General features: G+C 68.2%; 12 protein-coding genes and 1 pseudogene. 4 read left to right on the forward strand and 9 right to left on the reverse strand.

The annotated features are described in order from the left end of the window. Positions 1-4 precede the first annotated feature (4 nt). Both IGS67_RS01470 and IGS67_RS01475 read right to left on the reverse strand, forming a co-directional pair. Positions 5-1,171 carry a nucleotide sugar dehydrogenase gene (locus IGS67_RS01470; protein ID WP_192277128.1) on the reverse strand — a complete coding sequence of 389 codons (1,167 nt, stop codon included), beginning with the start codon at positions 1,169-1,171 and terminating at the stop codon, positions 5-7. Between the two features lie 37 nt (positions 1,172-1,208). Continuing rightward, positions 1,209-2,765 carry a glycosyltransferase gene (locus IGS67_RS01475; protein WP_192277130.1) on the reverse strand — a complete coding sequence of 519 codons (1,557 nt, stop codon included), beginning with the start codon at positions 2,763-2,765 and terminating at the stop codon, positions 1,209-1,211. Positions 2,766-2,807: 42 nt separating this feature from the next. On the opposite strand from IGS67_RS01475, the gene IGS67_RS01480 reads away from it, so the two are divergent. Both IGS67_RS01480 and IGS67_RS01485 read left to right on the forward strand, forming a co-directional pair. Further along, the gene (locus IGS67_RS01480; protein ID WP_192277132.1) at positions 2,808-4,580 is read left to right on the forward strand and encodes a glycosyltransferase; all 1,773 of its coding nucleotides are present in this window, start codon (positions 2,808-2,810) and stop codon (positions 4,578-4,580) included. Next, positions 4,580-6,925 carry a glycosyltransferase family 2 protein gene (locus IGS67_RS01485; RefSeq protein ID WP_192277134.1) on the forward strand — a complete coding sequence of 782 codons (2,346 nt, stop codon included), beginning with the start codon at positions 4,580-4,582 and terminating at the stop codon, positions 6,923-6,925. The genes IGS67_RS01480 and IGS67_RS01485 overlap by 1 nt, the downstream gene beginning before the upstream one ends. 11 nt (positions 6,926-6,936) lie before the next feature. Here the strand turns inward: IGS67_RS01485 and rfbA are convergent, their stop codons facing one another. Together rfbA and IGS67_RS01495 are read right to left on the reverse strand one after the other, a co-directional pair. Then, entirely contained in the window at positions 6,937-7,803 is an 867-nt protein-coding gene (gene rfbA, locus IGS67_RS01490; RefSeq protein WP_192277136.1) for a glucose-1-phosphate thymidylyltransferase RfbA, read from the reverse strand. A 344-nt stretch (positions 7,804-8,147) separates the two neighbouring features. Next, positions 8,148-9,473, reverse strand: a pseudogene (locus IGS67_RS01495) (ISL3 family transposase). Between IGS67_RS01495 and IGS67_RS01500 the strand changes: the two are divergent. Then, positions 9,466-9,630, forward strand: coding sequence for a hypothetical protein (locus tag IGS67_RS01500; protein WP_192277138.1), 165 nt, complete (start codon positions 9,466-9,468; stop codon positions 9,628-9,630). The pseudogene IGS67_RS01495 and the gene IGS67_RS01500 sit on opposite strands and share 8 nt — an antisense overlap. Before the next feature lie 119 nt (positions 9,631-9,749). Here IGS67_RS01500 and IGS67_RS14530 read toward each other — a convergent pair whose 3' ends face one another. From IGS67_RS14530 to IGS67_RS01520, 4 genes are read right to left on the reverse strand one after another with little or no spacing between them, the layout of a single operon-like run. Beyond that, positions 9,750-11,759 carry a DUF7657 domain-containing protein gene (locus tag IGS67_RS14530; RefSeq protein ID WP_456237405.1) on the reverse strand — a complete coding sequence of 670 codons (2,010 nt, stop codon included), beginning with the start codon at positions 11,757-11,759 and terminating at the stop codon, positions 9,750-9,752. 6 nt (positions 11,760-11,765) lie between these two features. Further along, positions 11,766-12,131 carry a DUF2304 domain-containing protein gene (locus IGS67_RS01510; RefSeq protein WP_192277144.1) on the reverse strand — a complete coding sequence of 122 codons (366 nt, stop codon included), beginning with the start codon at positions 12,129-12,131 and terminating at the stop codon, positions 11,766-11,768. Then, positions 12,121-12,873: a glycosyltransferase family 2 protein gene (locus IGS67_RS01515; RefSeq protein WP_235977477.1), complete on the reverse strand. Its 753-nt coding sequence runs from the start codon at positions 12,871-12,873 to the stop codon at positions 12,121-12,123. The genes IGS67_RS01510 and IGS67_RS01515 overlap by 11 nt, the downstream gene beginning before the upstream one ends. Positions 12,874-12,909: 36 nt before the next feature. Next, the gene (locus tag IGS67_RS01520; RefSeq protein ID WP_192277147.1) at positions 12,910-13,392 is read right to left on the reverse strand and encodes a GtrA family protein; all 483 of its coding nucleotides are present in this window, start codon (positions 13,390-13,392) and stop codon (positions 12,910-12,912) included. A 237-nt stretch (positions 13,393-13,629) separates the two neighbouring features. Between IGS67_RS01520 and rfbB the strand changes: the two genes are divergently transcribed. After that, positions 13,630-14,622: a dTDP-glucose 4,6-dehydratase gene (gene rfbB, locus IGS67_RS01525; protein ID WP_192277151.1), complete on the forward strand. Its 993-nt coding sequence runs from the start codon at positions 13,630-13,632 to the stop codon at positions 14,620-14,622. A 10-nt stretch (positions 14,623-14,632) separates the two neighbouring features. Here rfbB and IGS67_RS01530 read toward each other — a convergent pair whose 3' ends face one another. Continuing rightward, the gene (locus IGS67_RS01530; RefSeq protein WP_192277154.1) at positions 14,633-15,295 is read right to left on the reverse strand and encodes a dTDP-4-dehydrorhamnose 3,5-epimerase family protein; all 663 of its coding nucleotides are present in this window, start codon (positions 15,293-15,295) and stop codon (positions 14,633-14,635) included. Positions 15,296-15,360: the final 65 nt, after the last annotated feature.

A 15,360-nucleotide genomic window follows, 5' to 3' on the forward strand; every position in this document is an offset into this window, starting at 1 on the left:
TCAGTCAGTCGCGCCCGTAGATGTCGCGGGTGTAGACCTTCTCGCTGACGGCCGCGAGCTCGTCCGCGCGCCGGTTCGCGACGATGACGTCGCAGCGTGCCATGAACTCGTCGAGATCGTTGACGACCTCGGACCCGAAGAATCTGTCGTCCTTGAGCGCCGGCTCGTAGACGACCACCTCGACGCCCTTCGCCTTGATGCGCTTCATGACGCCCTGGATGGACGACGCCCGGAAGTTGTCGGAGCCCGCCTTCATGACAAGCCTGTACATCCCGACCACACGAGGCTTGCGACGAAGGATGTCCGCGGCGACGAAGTCCTTGCGGGTGGTGTTGGAGTCGACGATTGCCGAGATGAGGTTCTGGGGGACGTCCTGGTAGTTCGCGAGCAGCTGCTTGGTGTCCTTGGGGAGGCAGTAGCCGCCGTAGCCGAAGGACGGGTTGTTGTAGTGCGTGCCGATGCGAGGGTCGAGGCCGACGCCTTCGATGATCTGCGCGGAGTCCAGGCCGTGCGTCGCCGCGTACGTGTCGAGCTCGTTGAAGTAGGCGACGCGCAGCGCGAGGTACGTGTTGGCGAAGAGCTTGATCGCCTCCGCCTCGTCGCTCTCGGTGAGGAGCACCGGCACGTGGGTGGCGAGCGCTCCGGCGCGCAGCATCTCGGCAAAGTCGCGCGCCTGCTCCGAGGTGTCGCCCACGACGATGCGCGACGGGTAGAGGTTGTCGTGCAGGGCGCGGCCCTCACGCAGGAACTCCGGCGAGAAGGCGATCGCGGCACCGGGGTGGCGGCCGCGGAGGGCCCGCGTGAAACCGACCGGCACCGTGGACTTGATGACGATGAAGGTGTCCGCGTTGGCAGCCAGGGCCTGGGTGACGGCGGCCTCGACGGACGACGTGTTGAAGAAGTTCGACTCGACGTCGTAGTCCGTCGGGGTGGCGATGATGACGATGTCGGCATCCGCGTACGCAGCGTCGCCGTCGAGCGTCGCCGTGAGATTGAGAGGAACCTCGCGCAGATGGCGCTCGATCTCATCGTCCTCGATCGGGGAACGTCCGGCCGAGAGGAGCTCGACCTTGCCGGCGTCGATGTCGACGGCGGTGACCTCGTGGTGGCGGGCGAGCAGGACGGCGAGAGAGAGACCGACGTATCCGGTCCCAGCTACAGCGATCTTCACGAGGTCGAGTCTAGGCTCAACTCGCCGAGAAGGGGTCTCAGCGGCGACTGCCGCGTCCTAGCCTGCGCGCGAGCTCCCGCACGAGCCCGCGGAGACCGTCACGCATTAGCCCGAGAGGTGCCCGGAAGCCGCGGGGGAGGGGCGCCTGCGTCGGGGCGGCCGTCGCCGGCGGCACGGTCGACGATACGGGGCCGCCGTGGTCGGTGGGGTCGTCCAGCAGCATGGGTGAGTCGAGGTGGTCGACCGTGGAGAGGTCGACGATGTCGTCGAGCCGTGCCCACCAGACGCCCCACACCGCGTCGATCCGCTTCTGGAGGTTGTCCACGTCAGGCAGGTAACGACGCGCCCGTGCGTCGGCAGCTGTCCGGAGCAGCGCGACGTCACCGCCCGGCGCAGGGACCCTCACGAGCCCCGCGTGGCGCGACGCCGCGACGTCCAGGATGTCGCCGAGAGAGTCGGGGCCCAGCCCCGCGACGACCGGGACGTCGAGCCGGAACGCCGCCGGGAAGACGTCGTCAGGTGCATCAGCCGCGATCGTCACCCGTGGGTCGGCGCGGAACCACTCGAGCGCGGCCGCGAGCACGTCGGGCGTGCCCTGCGGGCCGTCGGACCAGGGGGCGACGAGCGTCACGTGGAGATCCGTCCTCCGCGAGGCGAGCAGCCGCTCGACGCACGCGCGCGCGAACCGCGCGGAAGCCGCGTCGCACCGGACGACCGCATGGACGAGGGGCACCTGCCAGACGCGGCCGACGGACCGCAGCCGGCCACCGTCGAGCGGGACGCGCTGGGCGTCGAACGGGTCGGCCGCCCGCAGCGACGACGCGAGGGGCTCCTCCCCTGCACGTACGACGACGGCCAGGGGCGCGGGGACGAGGACGGCCCCGCGTGCTGCGAGCCGATGGACGAGATCGCGCTCCCCGCCGTGCGGGAGCGCGGGGTCGAGGCCGCCCGCACGGGAGTACAGGTCGCGCGAGGTCGAGATCGACGTGAGGGTGACGTCCGCGAAGGACGGCTCGATGTCCGGCTCGGGCGTCTCGGCGGCGCCCGGTGCCCCATCGGTGGCCGCGATCAGCGGCTCGAGACCCGCAGCGTCCGGCAAGAGTAGTTCCTCGGGCCGGAGGTCCAGGTTCCCGAGGTACGTGGTCGTCCGCAGCGTCACCGCGTCGTCGATCCGGTCGTGCCACCGGGCAACCTCCGTGAGCGTCTCGGGAGCAGGCACGTCGCCCGCCTCGAACCACACGAGGATCTCGCCGTCCGTCGCGGCCACGCCCGCGTGCAGCGCGGCTGCGCGGCCCCAACCCTCCTCCGCAGTGACGACGCGGACACGCTCGGGGCGTCGCTCCGCGAGGTCGGAGGCCCCGGACGTACCGACGACGACCGCGATGTCGAGCAGCTCCTGCCCGCACGTCTGGCCCGCGAGGGCCGAGAGGGTGAGGTCAAGCCCTGCCGGGTCGTCGGTCGCGACGACAGTCACGGCGATCGACCGGTGCGGTGCCCAGCCCTCCGGAAGCGTTCGCGCGGCATCGCGCGAGCGGTGTCGGAAGGGGACTCCCTGCGAGACACCAGCAGGAGTGCGCGGCTCTTCGTGGGGCACGCCGGTACAGTAGCAGCCGTCGGACGAGGGCAGGCGGAGCACATGGACAAGCACACCGACGGTGCGAAGGCGTGGTCGGTCGCAGACCTCGGGGCGACGCTCACGGGACTCGTCGACGACGGCACGGGAGCCGCAGTGTCGCTCGTCCTCGCCGACGTCGACGCGGTGCGGGCCCTCACGATGCTCGGAGCCGGGCGCCTTGTCTCGACCCGGCACACGCTCGTCGTGGCCCGCTACCGTGCGCCGCTCGCGCGCTGGCGCGGACGCGTCGGCCACCTCGTCGGCCTCCTCGACCTCGACGTCCGCTGGCCCGAGAAGCGCACCGGGCGGCTGAGCGTCGAGATCCGGCTGGACGCTCCGAGCGACATAGCGACGGTGGCGGCGGCCGTCATGCCGTTGCTCCTCCCGAGCAACTCGACCGAGCACGTCGGCTCGCCGCTCGTCGCCGTGGCGCCGGGGGCGCCGGCCGCATCCCTCGCGCTCCTCGAGCTGCCCTGGGCCGTCCCGCCGCAGCACGAGAAGGACCCGGCTGTGCTCGAGGGCAACGACGTCGTCCTCATCGGAGCGCACGACACCGACGTCCACGAGGCTGCGCGCACGATCGTCGTCGAGCGGGACGGCCGCCCGGAGGGCGCCCTCCGGCCCGTTGTCGACCTTGCCGTGCACAACCCGATCCGGCGGCAGGCCAAGATCGGCGGGGCGACGCCGTGGCGTGCGGGCAGGCTCGTCGAGTCCGACGACTCCTGGCGGATCGTCGCCGACGAGCAGGCGGAAATCGTCGTCGACCCTGCGCGGCCGCTCACTCGCACGGTCGTCGAGAAGCTGCGTCTGGTCGCTTGGCTCGACCTGGGGGCGCTCGCTCCGCCCGCGACGTCCGAGGACGCCCGCGCGCTCGCGGGCAGGCTCGCCGAGCTCGCGGCGACGGGAGTCGTCCTGCACGGCGGTGCAGGCGTCGCGGGCACCGCTGACGGGCTCGCTCCGGAGCTCGCGCAGCGCATCGCCCGGACGCGGGCACCACGCACGGGCCTCGAGACGTTCCGGGCCGCCGTGGACCAGCGCCGGGTCGCCATGCGCGAGCACGCGGGCCGCTTCGCGCTCTCCTCGGCGCTCACGGGCGGGGCGCCCGAGCTTCCCAACGTCACGGTGCTGCTCGTGACGAACCGACCGAACCTCGTCGAGCAGTTCCTCGAGCGCGTCGCAGCTCAGACCTACCCGCACCTCGACGTCGTCGTCGTCATGCACGGGGTGCAGTCCCCCGACACGTCCGCGTGGGAACCGCGGCTCCGGGACCTCGTCTCCGCGACCCTCGAGCTCGATCCGTCGACCTCGTTCGGTGACGCGCTCGCCAGGGCGACGGCGCGGGCCGACGGCCCGCTCGTGCTCAAGATGGACGACGATGACCTCTACGGGCCGGAGTTCGTGTGGGACCTGGTCCTGGCACGCGCCTTCTCGGGGGCACAGGTGGTGGGCAAGCAGGCGGAACACGTCTACCTCGAGCAGTACGACGTCACGGTGCGTCGGGGGTTCGGCGTCGAGGACTACTCGGAGCAGGTCGCGGGTGGCACGATGCTCGCCTCGGTCGCCGACATCATGGCGGTCGGCGGGTGGCGGGGCGTGCCGCGGTCCGTCGACCGCGCGCTCATGCAGAGGGTAGTCAAGGCGGGCGGGCTCACGTACGTCGACAGGGGCGTCGGCTTCGTCTACGTCCGGCACGGGCGAGGGCATACGTGGAACGCGGACGCCTCGCACTTCCTGCGCAACGCCGAGGAGCAGTGGCACGGCGTGCACCTCCCCGCGCTCGGGATCGAGGGCTGATGGCCGGCGGTCTGCTGCGGCGTGTCGTCCGACGGCTCGGCGGTACGGCGCCCGAGCCGGCAGCCGCTGCCGGAAGGGACCCGCTCGTCTCCGTCGTCGTACCCGTCTTCGACGTCGAGGAGTACCTCGCCGAGGCGGTCGCGTCGCTCACGGCGCAGACGCACGAACGCCTCGAGATCCTCCTCGTCGACGACGCGTCGACAGACGGCTCGCTCGCCCTCGCGCAGAGGCTCGCGCAGGACGACCCGCGCATCGTCGTCGTACCCGTCGAGCACGGCGGGCTCGGCGCGACCCGCAACCGCGGGCTCGAGCGGGCACGCGGCACGTACGTGACGTTCGTCGACGCCGACGACATCGTCCCGCCGGACGCCTTCGCCGCGATGGTCGCCTCCCTCGAGGCGTCTGGCTCGGCGTTCGTCACGGGCGGCGTCGAGCGCTTCGACTCGACGCGCGCGTGGATCCCGGGCTGGGTGCGCGCCGTGCACGGCCGCGACCTGCAGGCGACGACGCTCGCCGACCTGCCCGAGGCGATGCGTGACATCCTCGCGTGCAACCGCATGTTCCGGCGCGACTTCTGGGACAAGCACATCGGCCCGTTCCCCGAGGGCATGGTCTACGAGGATCACGTGCCCATGCTGCGTTCCTACCTGCGCGGCACCCGCTTCGACGTGCTCGCACAGGTGACGTACCGATGGCGGAAGCGCGACGACGGCACCTCGCTCAGCCAACCCAAGGACGAGCTCGCGAACCTCGCCGACCGCGCGCGGGCCAAGGCCGACGCGTGGGCGCTGCTCGAGCGCGAGGGCACGCCGACGGAGCGGGCGCTGTGGATCGCGCGCGTCCTCGACCTCGACCTCGTGCCCTACCTCACCCACGGTGGCACGGCCGCGTCCGAATACCAGGAGCTCCTCGCGACCACCGTCGCGACCTACCTCGACCACGCCGCCGCGCTGCCCGAGGCCCGACGCGAACTTGCAGCACGCGTCCGGGGCCCACAGCGGCTCGCCGCCTGGTACGCCGCCCACCGCGACTGGCCCGCCCTTGCGTCGCTGACCGCTGACCTGGAACGGCGCAGGCCTCCGCTTGCGCGCCTTGACCGGGCTGACGGCACCGAGCGAGCAGCTATCGACGATCACGCCCGCGTCACGACGTCGCCGCCCCTGCCGACATGGTGGCGCGAGGTTCCGCTTGAGGTCGCGCCCACACTCACGCTCACCCGGCTCACCTGGGACGACGATGGTCTCGTCGTCCGCGGAAGCCTCAAGGTCCCGGGGATTTCTCTCACGCCCGACGATGTTGCGCTGACGCTCACCCTCGAGGGTGACGCAGCTGGGCCCGGCGCAGCCGGTCCTCGGGTGACGATTCTCGGCGCGGCACCGCGCCGGGCTGACGCCCCCGCGACCGGTAGTGACCTCGACGTGGTCGCCCACATTCCGTGGCAGGACCTCACGGCGGCACTGCCCGCGCCCGGCGACGCGACGGTTCGCGCAGAGGTCGCGCTCGCGGACACGGTCCACCTGCCCGTGACCGTCGGCGCAGGTACTGGAACGCGTGCGCCCCGCCCCCGCGCCGACGTCCTCGACGACACAACCATCGTTCCCGCGTTCACCGACGACGGGCTCGTCGTCCGTCGTCGACGTGTCAGAGCCGTCGTCACCGCCCTCGCCGTCGCGGGCGACCGCCTTCGCGTGGCCGCCACCATCGTTTCTTCGGGCGACGAGTCGCCCAGCCTCGCGTTCGGTGCGGGGGAGCAGGCCGTCGGCCTTGAGGCGTCGGACGGGACCTTCACCGTCGCGCTCGCGGCGCTCGCGGGCGCCGAGCATGACGCCGCGCTCGAGACCATCGTCGGGACCAAACCCGACCGCCTGGTTGCGTCAGCGGACCTGCGCGGCGCGCTGCCACGCGGCTTTGCCGCGTCAGCGCGCGGGACCCTCCATGTCATCCCTGGCCCCCGCGCGCGTCTTGTTGCGGTTGCCGCGGACGACGATGGGATTCGCTTCGACCTCATCGAAGCAGGGCTCGCCGACATCCCCGCGGGCAGTACGTGGCGGGTCGTCGTTCGCGAGAACGGCTCGGAGCGTCCACTCATGGTTACGGGTGATACACCCGCGACCGCGCGGGTCGACGTGCCGCGAACCGTCGGACCTGACGGCATCGATGCGTCAGTTGCGAGCGTGCGACTCGAGCTCGTAGGGCCGGACGGCGCAATCGTCCCGCTGCGCGTCGACGACCGGGTGCTCGATGCCCAGCCGTTCGCCGCCCCGTCGGGTGCCTACGACGTGCGCGTCCTTGCCCGCCGCGACGGCATCGAGATGCGCGTCGAGCACCTTGAGTTGCGCGACTGAAACTGCGGGTCTCAGCGCTCGCTGAGGAGCCTCAACAAGTACGCCCCATAGCCGGACTTCTCCAGCGCACGCCCGCGTTCTGCAAGCTCGTCGTCCGTGAGGAACCCCCGCCGCCAGGCGATCTCCTCGGGGGCACCGATCTTCATGCCCTGGCGGTTCTCGATCGTGCGAACGAAGTCGGACGCCTCAAGAAGCGAGTCAAACGTCCCCGTGTCGAGCCAGGCCGTGCCGCGGGGCAGGACGCCCACGTGGAGGCGTCCCTGAGCGAGGTACTCCTTGTTGACGTCTGTGATCTCGTATTCGCCTCGAGCCGAGGGCGCTAGGTTCTTGGCGATCTCGACGACGTCGTTGTCGTAGAAGTACAGCCCCGGCACCGCGTACGAGCTCTTCGGCTCCGTCGGCTTCTCCTCGAGGGAGATTGCGCGGCCTTCCACGTCAAACTCGACCACTCCGTAGGCGGACGGGTCGGAGACGCGGTAGGCGAACACCGCACCCCCGTCGACGTCTGCGTACGACTGCAGCTGGCTCCCGAGGCCAGGACCGTAGAAGATGTTGTCCCCGAGGACGAGTGCAGCCTTCTCCGAGCCGATGAACTCCTCGCCGAGCACGAACGCCTGCGCGAGACCGTTGGGCTCCGCCTGCACGGTGTAGCTGATCGAGATGCCGAACTGCGAGCCGTCACCGAGCAGCCGGTGGAACTGCTCCGCGTCGTGCGGCGTCGTGATGACGAGCACGTCCCGGATCCCCGCGAGCATCAGCGTCGACAGCGGGTAGTAGATCATCGGCTTGTCGTACACGGGCACGAGCTGCTTGCTCACGCCCATGGTGATCGGATGAAGACGGGTGCCGGAGCCTCCGGCCAGGATGATGCCGCGCATGGGAACATCTTGCCCCATCGCGTCCGGCGTAGCTGCATTGGCCCTCGAACCACAGCAGTGCCGGGTAGATGCCCTATCGGTCCAGGGCGGCGGCGATCTCTGCGCCGAGGTATGGGGCGAGGCTCACGCTGTAGGCGGGAGTGACATGGTTTCCGTCTCGAGTGACCTGAGCGCCACCCACCCACCCACCCACTGCTCCAGGCTTCGTCGAGGACCGCAGCTCACGGAGGACGCGAGTCGTGGCGGCACGCAGGAATCGCCTCGGCGAGCATCGTCAAGTGGTCAGCGCCTGCCGCATGTCCGGCACATACGAGCTGTCGGGCTCATCGCCGATCCGGTGGGGATCACCGTGTGAGTCCTCCCGCGGCGAGAAGCATCCGTAGTCGGTAGTTGTCGCGATTGCGGTAGCCGCGGGCGAGACGGCGGTGGAGCTCGATGATGCCGTTCATGGCCTCAGTGCCCCCGTTGTTCGCCCGGCCGGTGGTGAAGTAGGCAAGGAACGCGCAGTGCCAGCGGCGCAGGGTCCGTCCCAGGCGGGCGACTTCCGGGATCGGGCAGGTGTGGAACGACGCGAGGATCTTCTCGGCCAAGCGACGGCCCTGGGCCAGATCTCGGGCCCGGTGGGCGGCCCGTAGCTGCTGGGCGCACTGCCAGGCAAGGAACACCTCCTCGTGGGCCTCATCGGACTCGATCGCTCGGAGGAGGCGGGCCTGCTGCTTGTCGGTGAGGTTCTCGGCGCCGGCGCGCAGGATGGTCTGGATGCCGAACAGCGGGTCCCCCTTGCGACCGCGGTGGCCTGTCGTGTCCTGCTGGACCCGGCGACGCACCTCGTCGACGACCTGCGTGCCGAGCTTGACGACATGGAACGCGTCCAGGACCGCGGTGGCGTCGGTGAGCTGGTCGTCGATGGCGGACATGTAGCCGCCGAACGGATCCAGCGCCGCGACGTCGATCTTCTTGCGGAAGTCCTCGCCGCGGTCATCGAGCCAGTCGGCGTAAGCCTTCTTCGACCGGCCTGGCACCAGGTCCAGCAGGCGGGCGCGCACCTTGCCCTGCTCGTCGCGTGTGAGGTCGACCATCCCGGTCAGCTCCTAGGGACCCTTCTTGCGACGGTACCCGTGATGCCAGATGTGCGCGTCGACCCCGAGGCTGGTGACGCCCGCGAAGCGGGTCTCGTCGTCGGCGAGACGTTGGAGCTCGGGCTTCACCGCCCGCCACAGCGCCCACCAGGACACGTCGAGCCGGCGCGCCAGCCCTGCGATGGTGGCGTGCTCACGACGTAGCTGCCCGATCGCCCATGCCACGGCCCGCCTCGTGACCTGCGCGCGCGGTGAGACCAGCGTCGGGACCTGCTCGACGAACGTTCCTCGCAGGCAACCCGCCTCCGGGCACCGCCAGGTGCGTTGCCGCCACACCAGCCGGACCCGGACCTCGCCATGGGGCACGTCGTGCATGACCCGCCGCCTGCGGCCGCGGCTCGGGGCCACGCCCCCGCAGTCCGGGCAGCCCTGCAACTGCCACGGCGTCGAGACCGTCACCGTCACCGTCATCGCCGTCTCGGTCCGCTGAACCAACTCGACATGGACTGCCGGCAGGCCCAGCAGCACGTCACAGCGCAGACAAGGGTCAGTAGTGGTGGGCGCATCGGCGCACCCCGTAGCGTTGGACAACGTCGAGGTCCTCGAGGTCGATCAGTGGTTGGCGCTTCTGATCATCGGGGACCTCGACCCCTACGCCCAGCCCGTCACACAGCCAGCGCCACTCCCCACCGAATCGGCGAAGGGCCAGCTGTCGACGCTCATCGTTGACGGTGCGATCTTCCTGTGACTCCCCACCCGACTCCCTAGAGCTCGGAAAGGACGCTGCGCTTAGGTGCGCCTCCGGGTCAACGAAATGCCAACATCAAGAACTCGACGAACCGAACCGACTCGAGCCGAAGCTGCGGCCTAGGACCGTCGAACGACCTTGTACATGTGAACATCCTGACCGTCGACGCTCAGAGTGGGAGTCAACTCCTCCAGGCATTCTCTGTCTAGCTGCTCGTCCGATACGACCCACCCTGGGTCGACGACACTGAGAAGCTCGGCATAGCAAGGGTCGGCGTGAAGAAGTCGAACGGTGCCCCGGTAGGGCTCGAGCTTCATGCCCTCGCCCGCGCCGGCTGGCCGCCAGAGGTACTGGCCATAGTTGTTCCAGATATTCTCTTGGCCGGGCATCAGAGCGGAAAGCACTTCGCGGTCTGGATAGAGTGTAACTCCGGAAATGCTCTGAAGCCCCGCGGCGCGCACTTTTGCCGTCATGTCGAAGTCGCCAAATGCGACAACACGAGGGTTGCTCGACCCTGCCGTTACTTCACCCAGGCGCTTCGATAGTGGATCGTTTGTAAGTGGAGCAGTTCCCTGCATCAGGGGATTGACGAGACCCCACGATACCGTTGTGACGAGCGCAAGGGTTACGCTTGCTGGCCCCGCCGTTCTGCGGTGAAGGAGCGCGGCGAAGAGTGCTCCAAGGCCCAAGCCGCATGCGAACACGAGAGCAGCGTTCACCTGCGAATGGTCCCAGGGGATTCTATCCGCCGCGAGCACTGCGATGAATCCCGCGTCGACAGCTGCCCCAATGAGAAGGGCCCATATCCAAGCCGGGTACACGCGCCGACTAGAGGCGAGCGCTCCGAAGAGGAGGACGCATGCGAATCCGAGAGCGAGGGGGGTGCGTGTGGGCTGAACCCTATCCATAACGGTAACAGCGCCCAGCCAGTCAGGGAGAGGCAGGAACGACCATGCAGTGAGAAATGCGATGGCTGCCGACACGGCTAGCGGCAACCAGATCCCTCCGTGGTCTTCTGCCGGCGGAACGCTGTCAAGAGTGCGCGCTAGGCGACGTCGTCGGAGGGCTTTGGCGACGATGACGACCGTGCCCGCCATCACGAGGGCGGTCACGGGCAACGGAAGCCAACTTGATGCAATTTCGGATTGATTGGCAAACTGCCCTACGCGTCCTCCCGAGGCTCCCAGGGTTCCGCCAGCGGGACCCGTGAGCCAGAAGTTCAAGGGCGCCGACAGGAACGCCGAGCCAGACGCTCCGCCAGCATGCGTCTGTCTTTGCCCTGGATACTCTGTCCCGACGATTGCCTGGATTGTCGTTTGATGAGAGGCGAACCATGACCCAACCAGTAGAGCAACTACCGCTCCGACTACTGCGAGGGACGAGGCGATTCGACGCCACGGTGTTCTCTGGTCGGCGGCATGTCCGAAGCACGCGGCGGCCACGACGATTGCCAAGGAGATCTGCCACGGCGGATATAGGGCTAGAACTAGCATCGAAGCCGATATGCCGCCTAGCGTTGCCCAAACAATCCAAGTAGTAGTTCGACTCGCTCTCCACGCCCAGAGGATGGCGGCTCCAGTTAGGGCTGCGTATCCTACAAACAACGAAGGTGGAGGGGATGACCACCATGCCGAATAGGGAGTGAATGTCGCCACGATCGACATTGCAGCAGCGAGGCCGGGCCGACGGGTTAGTGTCCCGATGAGGGCAAAGCATCCAATTAGCGATACAGCAAATGACCACCACCAACTCCATGAAAGGCCCCGGCTCGCGCCTAGCGTCAAGTATCCCCAGTCCTGCGGCTTCAGGATCGTTGCAAATTCCAGCGCTGGGCCGCCGTGGGCCGTCGCTACCTGGTCTGTCGGCGTAAGGCCGATCCACGGCCGATCTGGGAACCCTTGGAGTGCCGCTGAGATTGCGATTGGTGTTCTCAGCTGATATTCGTCACTTCGAATTGCCCGAGGGGTGCCCTGCACGAGGCCTTCAACTCGCTCGCCAGCCGATATTGCTCCCATTGAGGAGCCATTTAGATCGAGGCCGACAAGGGCGCCGAAGATGACGATTGTTGCTGCGGGGAAGACAAGCCATCGCCACTTCACGCTGCGAAAGTTGATTCGCGATGGTGTCATGATCGGTCAATCCTCCGCGGGGGTTGAGTCGCCTGCCGCACGAACGGGGCGCGATAGGTTGGCAAGCGCTTGGTCCTCCGCGAGTCTCTGTATCCGTGCCTCGATCCTCGTCAGTTCGACGCTGAGTTGAAGAGTCACGAGAAGCATGAGACCGAATCCCGCGAAGAAGAGCAGGTTGGCCGGAACGGCGAATCCCAGCGCGTCTGCGATGGAGTTGATCAATGTCGGAACAGCGCCAAGAATGAATAGAGCGATGCTGACAGTGAGCCATAGAGCCGCGTACTTGACCAGCAGGCGACGCCGGACTACGAGCCGAACGACGATGACGATGACAGTGACCGCCGTGAGGGTTCCCCAGAGCTCAGGCTGCACCGGAGTTCTCCTTGCTGCGGCGACCGCGTGTTCCTAGAAGTCGAAGTGTTGACAGCACAATCATCGTGATTGCCCTGACGAGATAGATCGCGGATCGAATGGGGCCGTGACTTGCGACACCGCCCTGGCGTTCACGCATGTATACGGGTACTTGGGTGACGCGGAGACCGTATTCTTTAGCGATGACTAGCGCTTCGACGGTGTCGCCGAGATATTCGGCAGGCATGTGGGTGCTGAGGACGTCGATCGCTCGTGGGCCGAAGGCGCGGAAACCTGAAGTCACGTCTGTGAGCTTGGTGCGATGGAGTCGAGACATGGTCCAGGCCAGCACGGTGATTGCGTACTTCCGTAGGCCGCGCACCTCGTAATCGCCCGTACCCGCGAATCGTGCACCGATAACTATGTCGTTGCCCGCGAGGGCCTCCAGGAGTGAAGGTATGGCCTCCGGAGGGTGCTGGCCGTCGGCGTCGCACTGCACCACAACCGATGTGCCTGATCGTCGCGCGAGGAGGAGCCCGGCGCGGAGTGCACCTCCGACACCTACATTGAAGGGGAGAACCACCACCACGGCTCCGGCGCCTCGTGCGATCCTGGCGGTACCGTCGGTCGAGCCATCGTCCACGACGACCACCTGATCGAGGGGGACGTGGGCGCTGACCTCGCTCAGAACGGTCTCGATCGACGCGCTCTCGTTGAACGCTGGCAGTACTACCAGCATCTTCTGCGCCGCTGCGCTGTTCAACCTCGTCTCCTCACGATTGTGCTCGCCGGGATGAGACTACCGCGGACTCTCGGACTCGTTGTCACGAACCCGTTGATCCGACGATGACGAGAACACCCAGGCCCGGTACCCGAGGACATTCAGGGGGAGGATCAGAGCCGTGGTTAGAGCCTTTCCAAGCAGGAGCGCGACGTCCCAGTTTCCGGTCGACGCGCTTAGAGGGTGTGCTAGGAGTGGTACGAGGAGTGATACCGCGAGTGTGTTAGCCAAGAGGAGGACGGCGTACCGAAAGAGCTGTGTCCTCCTAGCACTTCCGTGCTTGGTGCGGAAAACCGCTCGGTTGATAAGGAAATTCGCGACGCCGGAGGCGAGGAATGCGGTGGCTGCTGCGACGCTCGTCGGGAGACCTACTCTCGTGTCGAGGACCCAGAGGAGAGCGACATCCACGATCCAGCCGACACCTCCGGCGACGAGGACGCCCGTCACCTGGTACATCCAGTGCTTCACCTGGCCTGTGATAACGCCGGGACGTCTAGACATGCCCCTATCATGCACTGTCTCGGAGAGCCGGCTGGCATGGGAGCGGAACTGCCTGTGAGTCTTCCGAGGGGCTGGGCTGGGGCCCACGGCTGAGGATCCTGCCGTAGGTAGCGGACGACCTCCGCCTTTCGGCGGCCCGCTGGTAGGCTCGCGAGTCGCGATGCGTGTCTCCGTGATCGCGCGGAATCAAGGGCCTTCGCGTTCTTGCAACGCGTTGACAAACACCTGGGAGCAACAGTGCGAGTCCTCGTAACCGGCGGCGCCGGCTTCATCGGCGCCAACTTCGTCCACCAGACCGTCCGCGAGCGTCCGGACGCGACGGTCACGGTGCTCGACGCCCTCACGTACGCCGGCAACGCGTCCTCGCTCGACGGCCTCGAGCGGGTCGAGCTCGTCGTCGGGGACATCGCGGACGCGGAGCTCGTCGACTCCCTCGTCGCCCGCCACGACCTCGTCGTCCACTTCGCCGCCGAGTCCCACAACGACAACTCGCTCCACGACCCCTCGCCGTTCGTCCGCACCAACGTCGTCGGCACGTTCACGCTCCTCGAGGCCGTGCGCAAGCACGGCGTGCGCTACCACCACGTCTCGACGGACGAGGTCTACGGCGACCTCGAGCTCGACGACCCCGCGAAGTTCACGCCTGAGACCCCGTACAACCCTTCGAGCCCCTACTCCGCGACGAAGGCGTCCTCCGACCTCCTCGTGCGCGCCTGGGTGCGCTCGTTCGGCGTGCAGGCGACCATCTCGAACTGCTCGAACAACTACGGGCCCTACCAGCACGTTGAGAAGTTCATCCCGCGGCAGATCACCAACCTCGTCGACGGCGTCCGCCCCCGCCTCTACGGTGCTGGGCAGAACGTCCGCGACTGGATCCACGTCGACGACCACAACTCCGCGGTGTGGGCGATCATCGAGCGCGGCCGCATCGGCGAGACCTACCTCATCGGTGCCGACGGCGAGAAGAACAACCTCGAGGTCGTCCAGCTCATCCTCGCCGAGTTCGGCCTCGGTCCGGACGACTTCGACCATGTCACCGACCGCGCTGGCCACGACCTGCGCTACGCGATCGACGCGAGCCGCCTGCGCGACGAGCTCGGCTGGACGCCCCGCTACACGAGCTTCGCCGACGGCCTGCGCGCGACGGTCGAGTGGTACCGCGCCAACGAGGCCTGGTGGCGCCCCGCCAAGGAAGCGACCGAGCGCAAGTACGCGGCCGCGGGTCACTGACCCCCGTCTGTCAGGGCCCATGCACACGACCTGTGTGCATGGGGCCCTCACCGTTGCCCCACCGGAGCGAGGCGACGTACGTCGCGACCGCCTCCTGCGTCGGCAGCAGGCCCGACGCGCGCGCCTCCGCGAGCGTCGGCGCCGCCTCGTCCTTCGCCGAGAGCTCGAACGTCAGCGGGCGCCCGTCCCGCGCGACCGTGGGCCACTCGATGCCGATCTCCGGGTCGAGCGGATGGATGCCGTGCTCACGGCCCGGCGCGTACGGAGTCGAGCACAGGTACGCGACCGTCGAGCCGTCCTCGAGCGAGCAGAACGCGTGCCCGAGGCCCTCACCCAGGTAGATCGCCCGCCGGTCGACGTCGTCGAGCAGCACCGAGTCCCAGCGTCCGAACGTCGGCGAACCCACGCGGATGTCGACGACGACGTCGAGCACCGCACCCTTGACGCACGTCACGTACTTCGCCTGCCCCGGCGGGACGTCCGCGAAGTGCACGCCCCGCAGCACCCCCGCCGCCGAGACCGACATGTTCGCCTGACGCAGGTCGAGCGGATGGCCGACCGCCGCCTCGAACTCCGAGCCCTTGAACCACTCGAGGAACACGCCGCGTGCGTCACCGTGCTGCTGGGGCGTGATCTCCCACGCGCCGGGGACGTCAAGCTCTCGGAACTGCACGGGGCCTCCTTGGGTCGTCTGAACGTGCGACGACAGACTACGGCGTCACGACGACGCCCGACGGT

This window comes from Flavimobilis rhizosphaerae (assembly GCF_014852685.1).
Lineage (GTDB): Bacteria > Actinomycetota > Actinomycetes > Actinomycetales > Cellulomonadaceae > Flavimobilis > Flavimobilis rhizosphaerae.